Raw genomic sequence first — 13204 nt, forward strand, 5'->3', positions numbered from 1 at the left:
AGAAAGCCGGTGATAACATAGCTTCGCCCTCCCGGGGAAGCAGGTTTCAAAACATATGGCCAAAAAGCTGAACAGCGTTCTGGGCATCGACATCGGCAGTCGAAAGATCAAAGTCGCCGAGGTTCGAAGCCAGGGACGGGAGCCCGTTGTGACGGCTCTTGGAATGATCGACACTCCCGAGGGCAGTGTGGATCACACGGGCGTGTACAACAGCGACGCGGTCGGAGCCGCCCTGAAGCAGGTGCTCGCCGAGAGCGGCGCTTCGGTGCCTCACGCCGTGATCTCCATCGCCGGCCAGGCTTCGGTTCTCGTGCGCACGTTGGAAGTGCCCCGAATGAACCCCGCCGAGCTGAAAGAGCACATGCAGTGGGAGATCAACCGGAACATCCCGTTCGCGGAGAGCACGGTGGTCAGCGATTTCCAGCCTTTGGCGTCCGACGATCCGAACTCGCAGAACATGGACGTGGTCATGGCGATCTCTCCCCAGTCCGCGATCGACATGATTTTGGCGTGCGTGAAGAAGGCGGGGAAGCAGACGGCGGCGATCGACGTCGAGCCGCTGGGGCTGGCGCGCTCGGTGAAGATGAGCTACGACGACCAGTACGACCAGCAGACGGTCTGCGTGGTGGACGTCGGCCACAAAACGACTTCGATCAACATTTTCAAGGGTGGCAAGCTCCTGATGCCGCGCCAGGTACCGATCGGCGGCGAGATGTTCACCAAGGCCGTGGCCGACGCGATGGGCGTCGGCACCGAGGAAGCGGAGCGCCTCAAGTCGGAGAAGTGCCAGATTCCGAACGACGCCGCCCAGCAGACGGGCACGTTCGGCGGAGCCGCCACCCAGGAGTTCCAGCCCTACAACCCGTTCACCGACGAGCCTGCTCCGGCTCCGGTCGCCGCGCCGGTCGCCGGCGAGGGCGAGGAGGCGGCGCCCGCATCGCCGGCGCCCGTGCCAGCCGGGGGAGGCGACACCCAGATCTACAACGCGATTGCACCGGTCCTCGACGAGTTCGTCGCCGAGATCCGGCGTTCGATCGATTACTTCCGGAGCCGGGGTGGAGAGGTGTCGCGGGTGACTCTCTGCGGGGGCGGTTCCAAGCTCAAGGGGCTCGCGGAGTTCCTCGCGAGCACCGTCGGCATTCCATGTGACACCTACGATCCCCTTCGCCGTCTAAGCGTCAGCGCCCGCAAGGCGTCGGACGAGTTCGTGAACGAGCATCGTCAGGAGTTTGCCGTCGCGGTGGGCAACGGGCTGCACATCTTTTTCGACTAGGAACCAAGCATGAAGCTGAATCTACTCCCGTCATCGGTTTCCAAGGGGAAGCAGACCCAGACCGCCATCGTGCTGTCGGCGCTGATCGCCGTGATCGGCATCGTGGGCGCGGTGGGCATGATTTCGGCTTCGCGCAACGAGCGCGCCAACGCCATCAACGAGGCCGAGAACGCCCGTCCCCGGGCCGAGCTCGCCGCCTCCACGTCGAAGTATGCGGACGAGGTGATCTCGCAGGCGCGGGTGATTCTCATCAACATCAACCTCGCCGAGGCGATGAAAAACCACAACACCGTGTATCCGGACCTGTACGACGAGGTGCGGCGCTACATTCCGGCCTTCTACCGCGTGACGTCGATGCAGGCCACTCCCGGCGGCGCCGACACGACCGTGGTGACGATGAACGGCGTGCTGGCCAGCTACCAGCAGTACGCGGACCTGATGCTCGCCCTCTACCGCATCCCGGGCGCGCAGACGGTGTCCCGGACCGGCTACCAGTACACGTCTCCGTTCGTTCCCGGATTGACGCCCGTCGATCAGACCGGACGCCCGGTCGCACCGGGCCAGGGGCCGATCCCCGACGATCCTCTTGCGCGGTTGGACTACTTCATCGCGCAAGGCACGGTCACCGGGTTCACCGGAACCGGAGGTTTCGGCACGGGGCCCGGCGTGCGCGGTGCCATGCCGGGCGAGTCGGCGGTGACCGTTTCCGTGGTGTTGCAGCGCAATTCGCAGACCCCGAACCCGCGCGCCACGCTCGCCGGGATCGGCAGCGTCGCCCCGCCGGCACCCGGCGGATTCCCCGGAGCCCCGCCCGCGGGTGGGGGCGTCAGCCCCGCAGGAGCCCCGGCGGTCCCGGCGGGACGTGGTGGTCCGCCCCGCGACCGCTTTGACGAGGAGTAGAGGAGAGTCACTATGAAGATCGGAGCCCTTCCCATTTTTCTGATCGGTCTCGCCGTCGGCGTGATCGCGCTCTCCTACGCCTATTTCCGAGAATGGGTGCCGAACAAGACCGAGGCGATGTACTACCAGGAGCTTCGGCAGCAGCGCGAGGCCGAGGGAGCCAAACTCCCCGCCGCCGAAAAGCGCGTCGAGGACGCCAAGGCGATGGTTAACGAGAAGGCCGCGGAGTGGCGCAACGTGGTCGAGCAGCACACGCCTCCCGCCAACCTCTCCTCGGGCGGCATCAACCTCGCGGTCAACGCGTGGCAGTTGACCGTGGATGCGCGCACCTTCCGGAACAACGTGCAGCGCGCGCTCAACGCCCAGGTGCGGCGGGGCGGCGTGACCGTGGTGAACGGCCCGACGGTGCCGTTTCCGGACGAGGATGCGACGACGGTCGTGGCCAACTACTTCAACTACCCAGCCATTCCGTTCCCGGTCGTCATCTTCGATTTGGGGACGGTCACGGTCCAAGGCACCTACGCCCAGATCATGGCCAACGTCCGGTCCTGGTCCGGTATGAGGGGCTACCTCGCCGTTGCAGACGGGCTCGCGTTGACGGGCACGTCGCCGCAGTTGACGGGCACCTACAATCTTTCGCTGGTCGGCTACATCCGGGGCGACCGGGTCTACCCGGCCGTTCCCGCGGGAGCCGCTCCTTCCTCGAGCGGCGGTGGATTCGGCGGCGGCGGTCCCGTGGGCGCCGGTCCCGTCGGCGGCGGCCCGAGCGCCGCGGGTATGGGCGGTGGCCCGAGGGCCGGGCGCTAGGCTGATCGAAGGAGTCCAGGTTTAAGCATGAGTCGCAACACCTACAAGCAGATCGGTTGGATGGGAGCCCTGGGCGCTTGCCTGGCGCTCGTCGGCTGCGGCGGAGGGACTGCCGTGAGCAGCGCCCCGCCCCCCGCGACGAGCACCGTGACGCGCGAGCCTTTCCGGCCCGACGCCCCGGCGGGCATCCCGATCGCGCAGTACGCGGAGACCGACCTGGCCACCGTGGCCAGCAACCGGAACTTCGGCGGCACGCGCCAAGATCCGTTCTCGCTCAAACCCACCGAACAGCGCTACGAGGCCGAGCAGCGCGTCATGCGTTTCCTCCAGGACGCCGGCGGCTTCTCGATCATGTTCGAGCCACCCGAGGAGAAGCCGGACGACACCTTGGTGCCGATCGAACAGCAGCCGTACCGCCGGCTCTCGGGCATCTTGGTCGGGGACTCGGTCCACGCGATCATCGAATTGGAAGGGGGCCGCACGGAGATCGTCCGGCCCGGCACGAAAATCCCGAACACGGAGTGGACGGTCGTCTCGATCGACGGGGAGAAGGCGATCTTGCGACGTCCTGGTAACCGGCGCCCCAACGAGATCGTCGTAAGGTTGGAGAGCCCACCAGCCGGCCAGGGCGGCGGGCGGGCTCCCACCGGCGGCGGTGCGGGTCGACAAGGCGGCGGTGCGGTTGGAGCACCGGGCGGCGGCGCGATCGGAGCACCGGGCGGCGGTGCGGTCGGGGCTCCCGGCGGCGGTCGCCGCGGAGGGACGCCTCCCCCGCCTTAGTAGTGACGGACGCGACGGCGGTGAGGACCGCCACGAAGTAAAGAGAATTTGGCAACGGCCCGAGAAGATCGGAGGAAATGATGAAGAAGCACATGTCGTTTGTTTTTGGAGCACTGCTGGCGGTGCTGCTGGTAACCGCAGCCCCGGTGCGCGCGATGGCGCAGGATGATCCGAGCAACAAGATCATCCCGTCGCTCGAGCTCGATCAGGCGGACGTGCGCGATGCGCTCAAGATCCTGTTCCGCAACGTGGGAGTGTCCTATTCGATCGCTCCCGAAGTGCAGGGAACGGTGACGGTGAGCCTGAAGAACGTGCAGTTCGAAGTGGCTCTGCAGAACATCCTGAAGCAGGTCAACGCCACGTACCGCGTCGAAGCGGGCATCTACCAGATCATCGTGCGCGAGGAGCCTCCGATCCCCTCGAACACCGGTGGCCCGGACCTGACCGGTCCGCAGCGCAACACCGTGATTCGACGACTCCCCATCCGCCATGCGGACCCCCTGTACATCATCACGATGTTGTCGGGTTCGCAGAACGTGGCGAGCCTCGCCCCCGAGATGAGCACCTTGTTTAAGACGGGCTCTAGCGGCGGCGGCGGTTTCGGCGGCGGCGGCAATGGCGGCTTCGGCGGCGGCGGTTTTGGCGGCGGCGGCTTTGGCGGCGGCGGCTTTGGCGGTGGCGGCTTCGGCGGCGGCGGTTTTGGCGGCGGCGGCTTTGGCGGCGGCAGCTTCGGCGGCGGCGGCTTCGGCGGCGGTCGTGGCGGCGGCGGCGGCCGCGGCGGCGTGGGCTTCTAAGCCGCGCCCAATTGGTTTCGGATTCGAAGAGGGTTAGGAGGATATGATGCGTAACAGATGGGCGCAATTTGCGCTGGCGGTGGCGATGACCGCGACCTTGACAGGGGTCGCGGCCAATGCCGGCGCCCAGATCGCGGACGAACTTCGCGTGGACGTGTCGCTGAAAGATGCCGACATGATCACCGCGACCCAGATGCTGACCAAGCAGACGGGCGTCCAGTTCGTCGTCGAGACGAGCGATGAGGCGTTTCCCCGAATCACGCTTTCGTTGACCCACGTGTCGGCGGAAGAGGCGATTCGCTACATTTGCCAGTCCGCGGGCGCGACGTTCCGTCGCGACGAGGCGGGCGTTTACATCATCAGCAATGGCAAGAAGCAGCCCGACACGGCGGTCCGCCCCGTGGATCCCCCCGCGGTCAAGCTGCCCAAGAAGGTGTCGAAGTTCAAGATGATGAAGGCGGACGCGCGCGACGTGTACCGCCAGCTCACGGCCGGGATCGAATACGATCCGACGTACGGCTTCCGCGAGCTGAACCGCTTCCAGGAGGTCTCGGCGCCCAAGGTCACTCCCACGACGCGGCAGCCGCAGGTCTTCAACAACCAGCAGAACTTCACCCCGCAGCCCGCTCAGATGTCTCCCGTCCCGAACGCGTTCGAATCGGGCCGCGACATCCGGCTTCCGGGTGAGACGGCGGGCCAAGGCCCGCTCGGTGGCGGCGGCGGCCTCGGCCAGGGCGGCGGCCTCGGCGGCGGCCAGGGCGGCGGTCTCGGCGGTGGCCTCGGCGGCGGGCTCGGCGGTGGTCAGGGCGGCGGCCTCGGCGGCGGCCAGGGCGCGACCCTCCAAGCGGGTCAGGGCCTCGTGGGCGACTCGATCGACTTTATCAGCTTCGACCCGACGGACAACAGCCTCGTGGTCCGCGGATCCGAAGAGGATATCGCCGAGCTGCAGCGCAACATCGCGCTGTTCGACGTGGCGCCCCGACAGGTCATCATCAAGGTCGAGTTCATCACGACCAGCTCGAGCATCGCCAAGTCCCTTGGCTTCGACTGGCTGTACCAGCGCGGCACGGTGTTCGCGGGCAACCGCCCCGGCTCGTTCGCCCGCGCCGGCGACCCGATCTTCATCAACTACGCGACGGGCAACGTCACCACGCGGCTCCGCACGCTCCTGCAGGAAGGCTACGGCAAAACGGTTCAGGCGCCGATCATCCGGACCCTGAACAACCAGCCCGCGTTCGTCCAGCAGTTCGTGCAGACCACGGTGTTCGTGAACCAGATCACGGCGGTGGGCAACGGCCAGATCATCATCTCGCCGCAGCCGGTTCCGTTCCCGATCACCACGGGCCTCGCGGTCGCGCCGCGCATCAACGGCGACGATACGATCACGATGTTCATGACTCCGACCGTCCAAGACTTCGGCCAGGTGCGCCGCGGTCCCGACGGGCAGGAAGTCCCGGACGTCCTGGCGCAGACCATCTCGGTGGTGGCCCGCGTCAAGAACAACGAGACGATCGTGCTGGGCGGCCTCACGCGAAAAGCGGAGACCGGCTCCACCGCGCGGTTCCCGATCCTGAGCGATCTCCCGATCATCGGGCAGTTCTTCCGGGCAAGCAACAAGGACAAGAACACGACCGAGTTGCTGGTCTTTGTGACTCCCACGATCGTCGAGGACGACTCGTCCGGCGGCTTCTAACCCACGCCGGGCCCATCGGTTACGCAGGCAGCGGCGGGATCTTCCCGCCGCTGCTCTTGTTTGGCCCTCCCGAAAACCATGGCGCGCATGTGGATCCTGGTCGGAATGATGGGAGCGGGGAAGTCCTCCGCCGCCCGAGCGCTCGGCAAACTGGTCGGGCGGCCCGTGCTCGACACCGACCAGCTCCTCCAAAACCGGTTTGGACGCTCCGTCGCCCAAATCTTCGCGGTCTACGGCGAACTGGCGTTCCGGCAACACGAGACGAACATCCTGCGCGGCCTGGAACCGACCCCCGCCGTCCTCTCCACAGGTGGCGGCATCGTCACGCGGCCGGAGAACTGGGACGAGATGAGGCGCCTTGGAACCACCGTGTACCTGGAGGGGTCGACCGCCACGCTTGCCGCAAGGCTCCGGGCCAGCAAGCGCCGGCGTCCGCTGCTCGAAGTCGAAAACTGGGAGGACCGCCTCGAAGCGATTCTCGCGGAACGGCGCAGGCTGTACGAGCAAGCCGACCTCCGGTGCTCGATCGACGGCCGCTCGCTCGAGGAGATCGTGATCGAACTCCGAGCGAAGTTCGAGGAGGAGGCTCGGTGACCATTCGCCACTCTCGAGGTACGTACGACGTCCGGTTCGCCTCGTTCGACGAGGTCCTGGACCAACTTCCCGCACGGAGTCTCGTGGTCTCGGACTCCAACGTCCTGACCTCGTGGCGACCCCGCGGCCTGCCCGTGCTCGAGGTCCCCCCGGGGGAGCCTGAGAAGAACCTCGCGAACTTCGGCGCCCTCCTGGAGGCGTTCGCCTCGCAGGGCGCGACCCGGTCGACGACGATCGTCGCCTTGGGCGGGGGCGTCGTGGGCGACTTGGCCGGGTTCGCAGCCGCCGCGTACATGCGCGGCGTGCCGGTGATCCAGGTGCCGACCACGCTCCTTGCCATGGTGGATGCGTCGGGCGGTGGCAAGGTCGGCGTCGATCTGAAAGCCGGAAAAAACCTCGCGGGAGCCTTTCACCCGCCCCAAGCGGTTTGGATCGCACTGGAGACCCTTCGGACGCTCTCCGAGCGGCAGTTCGTCAACGGCACGGCCGAGGTGTGGAAGACGGGGTGCATCCTCGATGCCGCGTTGTTTGGGTCCTTGGAAGCGCAAGCCCTGCATCTCGAGGACGAGCGCCTCGAGCAGGTCGTGGGCCGGTGCGTCGAACTCAAGGCCCAAGTCGTGGCCGAGGACGAGTTCGAAACGTCCGGCGCGCGCGCCATCCTGAACTTCGGCCATACGGTCGGGCACGCCTTGGAGGTGGTGAGCGGGTACGGCGAACTGCTGCACGGGGAAGCCGTCGCCATCGGGATGGTCGCCGAGGCGGTGCTCGGCGAGCGACTCGGGCACACCGAATCCGGCGTCGCATCGCGACTCCGTCGGGCCCTCGAACTGCAAGGTCTGCCGGTCGCCACCCCCTGGCTGCGCGAAGAGGATGCGCTGCTGGACGCCATGCGCCGGGACAAGAAATCCACGGAAGGGGAATTGGCCTTCAGCCTCGTGCCCCGTCTGGGCGAGTGTAAACTGGTTCGGGGCGTCGATCCGCGCGAGGTGCGAGCGGCGCTTCGGTCGCTATGAATGGTCTGAGGTACGCGCTCTCGGTGTCGACACTCGTCGCACTGGCCGGCGGCTACGCTGGAAGCCAGTGGAGCTTCTTCCATGGCGCCCCGTGGACCGTCGGCGGGTGGGTGAAGTGGGTCGCGTTGGGCGTGCTCGCCGGGGCCGTGTTGCTGGCGATCGTGCCGGCCGAGGGGCCCGAAGGGTGATCGGCGCGAGGCTGAAGGGCCGGTACGAGGTCACCAAGCTCCTTTCGGAAGGGCCTTTGTTCACCCTTTACGGGGCGCGCGACCAGATCGACTCGAAGGACGTGTCGGTGGGGGTGGTCGCGCCGATTTGCGCCACCGAACCCTCCTTTGTGGAGAAGCTGAAGCAGGTCGTCGGGAAGACCGCCATGCTCGGCCATCCCGGACTGCACGCCGTCCGATCGCTGGAAGTCGACCAAGACCAGGTCTTCCTGGTAGGCGAGCCGGTGGCCGGCGCGCCGCTCAACGAGCGCCTACGAAAGCTCGGGTCGTTCTCCGTCCCCGTCGCCGCATCGATGGGGATGGCCGTGAGCGAGGCGCTCGGCGCGCTCCACCGAAGCGGCGTGGTCCACGGCGATCTGGGATCGCACACGACCTACCTCCTGCCCGACGGCTCCGTGAAGGTGCATCGCGCGGGGCTCTGGGAGGCGTATTCGCACTGCGCCCACGGCGGGGCGCTGGCGTTCGCCGCCATGGCGCCCTACCTGGCTCCCGAAGTGGCGGCGGGCGGGATGCCCACGCCGCGTTCCGACCTCTACGCGGTCGGCGTGATGCTTTTCGAACTGGTCACCGGACGACTGCCCTACATCGCCAACTCGCCCCAGGAGATGGCGGAGAAGCACGCCCAGGCTCCGGTTCCGAGCGTCAAGCTGTTCAACCCGTCGGTCCCCCATGTGCTCGACGAGATCATCCGCAAAGCCATGAGCAAGGAGCCGGCCCACCGCTACGCCTCCGCAAGCGAGTTGGCCGAGGATCTGCGGCTCCTGCAGGATGCGCTGCGGTTCGGCCGGCCCTTGACGTGGCCGCTGAGGCCCGGGGCGGCGCAAGACCCCGCGCCCCAACCCGTCGCGCCCAAGCTGTCCGCCGTCAAGCCCGAACCGACGCAGGTGTACGACTACGACAGCGGCGACGTGCCGACGTGGATCAAGGTCTCGATCGCCTTCTTTTCCGCGCTCCTCGTGTTCATGATCGGCGGGTGGATCGTGTTCAACTTCAACAAGCCCCGTGAGATCGTTCTGCCCAACCTCGTCGGCCAGAGCGTGAGCGAGGCCAACGGCATGCTCGACAAGATGGGCCTCCGGCTGAGAATCGGGTCGAAGCAAGCCAGCGAAAAAGTGGCGGCGGACCGCATCCTCGATATGAACCCTTCGCCGAAAGAGCGCGTGCGGGAAGGCGCGTTCGTCACCGTGGTCGTGAGCCTGGGCAGCAAGTTCGTCGAGGCGCCCGATCTGCGCGGGATGACCGTGGACCAGGCCAAGGCCATGCTGAGTACGGTCAATCTCGAACTGAGCGACAGCGTGCAGGAGGTGCCCGACAGCTCGGTGGAGCCGGGGATGATCGTGTCGCAACTGCCGGGACCGCACTCGAAGGTGGAGCGCTTCACCTCCATTCGGGTGAAGGTGAGCTCCGGCAAGGGAGGCGAGTCCGATACGGGCGATCGGGAACGAAACATGTACTCGCTTCGGATTCGGATGACCGATGTGCCGGTGCCCGTCACCGTCCGCGTCGATATGACCGACGCCGATGGAACGAGGACCGTGCACGAGGATTACCACGAGCCGAACGACACGTTCCTCGTGGATGCCGAAGGCGTCGGCTCCGAGGTTTTGTTCCGGATCTTTTATGATGGCGAACTGGTGAAGCAGGTCAAGGGAAGTCCCAGGGAGCCCGCCCAATGACCGCGTGCGAGCTGACCCCCTCGATTCTGTCCTGCGATCCTTCGCAGTTTCGCCCCGCGGTGCGCGAGCTGATGGAGGCGGGGGTCGAGTGGATTCACTTCGACGTCATGGACGGCCAGTTCGTCCCGCCGATCACGTTCGGCCACGAGCTGGTGGCCAGCCTGCGCTCCTTGGGCGAGACGCCGTTCGAGGCGCATCTCATGACCTTGACGCCGGAGCGCCATTTCCAAGCGTTCGTCGAAGCGGGGTGCAGCAGGGTGACCTTTCACGTCGAAGTGGCTCCCCACGCGCACCGCCTGATCCAGACGTTGCACGAACTCGGAGCGCAGGCGGGCGTGGCGCTGAATCCCGGCACGCCGGTCGAGGCGGTGCGGGGCGTCCTGGAGATCGCCGACCTGATCTTGGTGATGACCGTGAACCCCGGCTGGGGAGGGCAGGCGTTCCTCGATCCGATGCTGCGCAAGGTTGAGCAACTGCGCTCGCTGAAGCCGGACTTGACGATTCAGGTCGATGGAGGGATCGATCCCGTGCACCTCAGGCGGGCGCGTGAGGCCGGCGCCAACGCCTTCGTGTCGGGGAGCTTCCTTGTGCAGCAGCTCAGCCTCGCGGACGGAGTCGGCCAATTGAGGGCCGCATGCGGGTAAAGCTCGTCACAACCGCGCTGCTCGTCTTTGGGATCGTGCTCCTAGTGGGTTGGCCGTGGATCGTCGGCGCCAAGCCCGCCGCGACCGCGCCCGAGCAGGAAAGGCTGCGCTACCTGCTACGTTACGGAATCTACTTCGTCACCCTGCTGCTCACGTTCTTCTCGACCGCCGTCGGGGCCGTGCTGGTGGCGCGGCAGGCGCGCCGCCAACTCAAGGAGGAGGCGATGGAGAACTTCCACAGCCTTCTGGAAGGCACGCTCGAGGACCATGGGCAGGGCCGAAATGACGCTTGAGCGGGCGATGGACCGCGCCATCGCGCTCTCGCGCCGCGGATACCCCGCGCCGAACCCCCGCGTGGGGTGCGTGATCGTGCGGGACGGCGAGATCGTGGGCGAGGGATTCCACCCGTACGCCGGGGCGCCCCACGCCGAGGTCTTCGCGCTTCGGGAGGCCGGGGACAAGGCCAGGGGAGCCACGGCGGTCGTCACCCTCGAGCCGTGCGCGCACACCGGCCGCACCCCGCCCTGCGCTGAAGCCCTGATCGAGGCGGGGATCAAAGAGGTGGTCGTGGCCGTCCGCGACCCCAACCCGCGCGCTGCGGGCGGGGGCGCGTGGCTTGAACGGCACGGCATTTCCGTGACCTACGGGATCCGGGCGCAGCGCGCGGCGTCTGCCAACGAGGTGTTCCTCCAAGCGCACGCCCTCGGCCGGCCGTTCGTGGTGGCGAAGGCGGCGATGACCCTGGACGGGCGAATCGCCCTTCCCGACGGCCGTAGCCGCTGGATCACCGGGGATCGTGCCCGGCGGGAGGCGCACCGGCTGCGCGCGGAACTCGGATGCGTTCTCGTTGGGCGGGGAACCGTGGCCGCGGACGATCCGCTCCTCACCGCGAGGCTTCGAGGCGTTCACCATCCGCCCGTCCGCGTCGTGCTCGATCCCCGCGCGCGGCTGAATGGAACGGAACGCATCTTCGGCCCCGAGGCGCCCACGCTGCGTTTTGTGGGGGACTCCTCGACTCTGGAAGCGGACAGAAAGGCCTCTCTGCGTGCCGGAGAGCTCGATTTGGGGCAGGTGCTGGGGGATTTGTGGTCCGAGGGGATTACCGGAGTCCTTGTGGAAGGTGGCGGAGTCACCCTCGCAAGGTTTCTCAAGGCGCAGCTCGTCGACCGTCTCGAGCTGTTCGTCGCGCCCAAGGTGTTGGGGGCAGGTCCGGCCTGGGCAACCGGGGAACCGTGGCCGAGTCTGGAGGCCAGCCCAAGCTTCGACATCCGCCGGGTGCGTCGCCTCGGGCCCGACGTCCAGATCACCGCCGTCCCCCGACGTCACAAGGGTGCCAGGGGTGCTTGACGGTCGTATGAACCGAGCCCGGGGTGCCACGCCCGCTCGACGGGCGTATGAACCGAGCCCGCTTCACAAGGGTGCCACGCCCGCTCGACGGGCGTGTGAACCGGGCCCGATGTCACAAGGGTGCCACGCCCGCTCGACGGGCGTGTGAACCGGGCCCGAAGTCACAAGGGTGCCACGCCCGCTCGACGGTCGTATGAACCGAGCCCGAAGTCACAAGGGTGCCACGCCCGCTCGACGGGCGTGTGAACCGGGCCCGAAGTCAGAAGGGTGCCACGCCCGCTCGACGGGCGTGTGAACCGGGCCCGGGGTGCCACGCCCGCCGGCTGGAATCCTCGTAACCGCCGGGCCTCGACGGTCGTCAAGGGAATGGGAGGCGCGTGCGCGCCCCGCTAAGGAGCACGACATGAAAGAGCAACTGCACCGAAGGTTTTGGACGACCCCTCTGGCCCTGGGCCTGGCCGTGTTGCCCGCCTTCGCGACCGCCGAGACGGTCACGATCCGGCGCGACAGCGTGATTCCCGTCGTGTTGCAGGACTCCCTCAACTTCAAGGACAGCCGCCGCGGCGATCGCTTCTCCGCGCGGGTCGAAGAGAGCCGGGACCTTCCCCTGGGCACGGTGCTCGAAGGACGCGTGCTCGACGTTCGGCCGCGGCGGGGAGACCGACCGGCGACCATGGACCTCGAGTTCCAGAACATGGTGTTGCCGGACGGAAAGCGCACGGGAATTCGGGCGGTGCCTATCCGGTTGGACGACGGACGCATTCGACGAGGGGCAGATGGGCGCCTGGTCGCGAGCCGCGGCACCTCCAAAGAGAAGTTCGTCCTTGGCGGATTCCTGGGCGGCCTGATCCTGGGCAATTCGATCAAGAAGCCGTTCGAAGGCGCGGTCTTGGGTGCCCTCGCGGGGATCGCGCTCGCCGAGACCCAGGGGCAAGACGGGGATTCCGTGGCCAAGCGCGGCACGACCCTCGGCGCCTACTTCGAGCGTGAGGTGAAGTTCGACTACCGCGGCCCTTGGAACTCGAGAGACTTTCGCAACGACGATCGGTACGATCCGCGAGATCCCGACCGACGGGACTACGGCGACGGCCGCGACCCGCGCGACGATCGCCGCGAGCCCGTGATCTCCTACGAGGGCCGCGAACTGCGCTACGGCTCCAACGAGACGCCGTACTGGCAGGGCAACACCGCCATGGTTCCCGTCGAGCGAACCGCGCGCGGCCTGGGCCTGGATGCAGCCTGGGCGGGGAACCGAACGCTGCTGATCGAAGACGATCGCAACCTCATGCGCCTGGATGCCGACTCGGACGAGTACCGCCTCAACGGTCGGCGCGGCCGATTGCCCGTGGCTCTGGTCGAGCGTGGCGGAGTCTGGTACTGCCCCATCGAGGCTTTTTCTGCAATTCGTTCCAATAATGTCCAAGTAAATGGATCAAGAGTTGGAAACAAGGCGTAG

The 13204-nt window shown here is 67.1% G+C and carries 14 protein-coding genes; all 14 read left to right on the forward strand.

Going from position 1 to position 13204, the window contains the following annotated elements; all coding sequences use genetic code 11:
* The first annotated feature begins 55 nt into the window (after positions 1-55).
* Positions 56-1273 carry a type IV pilus assembly protein PilM gene (gene pilM / locus M9921_06390; protein MCO5296470.1) on the forward strand — a complete coding sequence of 406 codons (1218 nt, stop codon included), beginning with the start codon at positions 56-58 and terminating at the stop codon, positions 1271-1273.
* 9 nt (positions 1274-1282) lie between these two features.
* The gene (locus M9921_06395; GenBank protein ID MCO5296471.1) at positions 1283-2173 is read left to right on the forward strand and encodes a hypothetical protein; all 891 of its coding nucleotides are present in this window, start codon (positions 1283-1285) and stop codon (positions 2171-2173) included.
* 12 nt (positions 2174-2185) lie between these two features.
* Positions 2186-2980, forward strand: coding sequence for a hypothetical protein (locus tag M9921_06400; protein ID MCO5296472.1), 795 nt, complete (start codon positions 2186-2188; stop codon positions 2978-2980).
* 27 nt (positions 2981-3007) lie between these two features.
* A complete protein-coding gene (locus tag M9921_06405) occupies positions 3008-3760 on the forward strand; it encodes a hypothetical protein (protein ID MCO5296473.1) in 753 nt (250 codons plus the stop codon).
* 77 nt (positions 3761-3837) lie between these two features.
* On the forward strand, positions 3838-4554 hold the full coding sequence (locus tag M9921_06410; protein ID MCO5296474.1) for a hypothetical protein: 717 nt from the start codon (positions 3838-3840) through the stop codon (positions 4552-4554).
* Between the two features lie 43 nt (positions 4555-4597).
* On the forward strand, positions 4598-6247 hold the full coding sequence (locus tag M9921_06415) for a hypothetical protein (GenBank protein ID MCO5296475.1): 1650 nt from the start codon (positions 4598-4600) through the stop codon (positions 6245-6247).
* Positions 6248-6334: 87 nt separating this feature from the next.
* A complete protein-coding gene (locus M9921_06420) occupies positions 6335-6841 on the forward strand; it encodes a shikimate kinase (GenBank protein MCO5296476.1) in 507 nt (168 codons plus the stop codon).
* Positions 6838-7854 carry a 3-dehydroquinate synthase gene (aroB, locus tag M9921_06425; GenBank protein ID MCO5296477.1) on the forward strand — a complete coding sequence of 339 codons (1017 nt, stop codon included), beginning with the start codon at positions 6838-6840 and terminating at the stop codon, positions 7852-7854. Before M9921_06420 ends, aroB begins: the two co-directional genes overlap by 4 nt.
* Before the next feature lie 23 nt (positions 7855-7877).
* Positions 7878-8042: a hypothetical protein gene (locus tag M9921_06430; GenBank protein MCO5296478.1), complete on the forward strand. Its 165-nt coding sequence runs from the start codon at positions 7878-7880 to the stop codon at positions 8040-8042.
* On the forward strand, positions 8039-9757 hold the full coding sequence (locus M9921_06435; GenBank protein ID MCO5296479.1) for a PASTA domain-containing protein: 1719 nt from the start codon (positions 8039-8041) through the stop codon (positions 9755-9757). The genes M9921_06430 and M9921_06435 overlap by 4 nt, the downstream gene beginning before the upstream one ends.
* Positions 9754-10401 (forward strand): ribulose-phosphate 3-epimerase, encoded by a 648-nt coding sequence (gene rpe, locus M9921_06440; protein ID MCO5296480.1) that lies wholly within the window; start codon positions 9754-9756, stop codon positions 10399-10401. The genes M9921_06435 and rpe overlap by 4 nt, the downstream gene beginning before the upstream one ends.
* Positions 10392-10694 carry a hypothetical protein gene (locus M9921_06445; protein ID MCO5296481.1) on the forward strand — a complete coding sequence of 101 codons (303 nt, stop codon included), beginning with the start codon at positions 10392-10394 and terminating at the stop codon, positions 10692-10694. The genes rpe and M9921_06445 overlap by 10 nt, the downstream gene beginning before the upstream one ends.
* Positions 10669-11748, forward strand: a complete 1080-nt coding sequence (gene ribD / locus M9921_06450) for a bifunctional diaminohydroxyphosphoribosylaminopyrimidine deaminase/5-amino-6-(5-phosphoribosylamino)uracil reductase RibD (protein ID MCO5296482.1) — start codon at positions 10669-10671, stop codon at positions 11746-11748. Before M9921_06445 ends, ribD begins: the two co-directional genes overlap by 26 nt.
* Positions 11749-12151: 403 nt before the next feature.
* On the forward strand, positions 12152-13204 hold the full coding sequence (locus M9921_06455; GenBank protein MCO5296483.1) for a copper amine oxidase N-terminal domain-containing protein: 1053 nt from the start codon (positions 12152-12154) through the stop codon (positions 13202-13204).

The organism is Fimbriimonadaceae bacterium (assembly GCA_023957775.1).
Lineage (GTDB): Bacteria > Armatimonadota > Fimbriimonadia > Fimbriimonadales > Fimbriimonadaceae > JAMLGR01.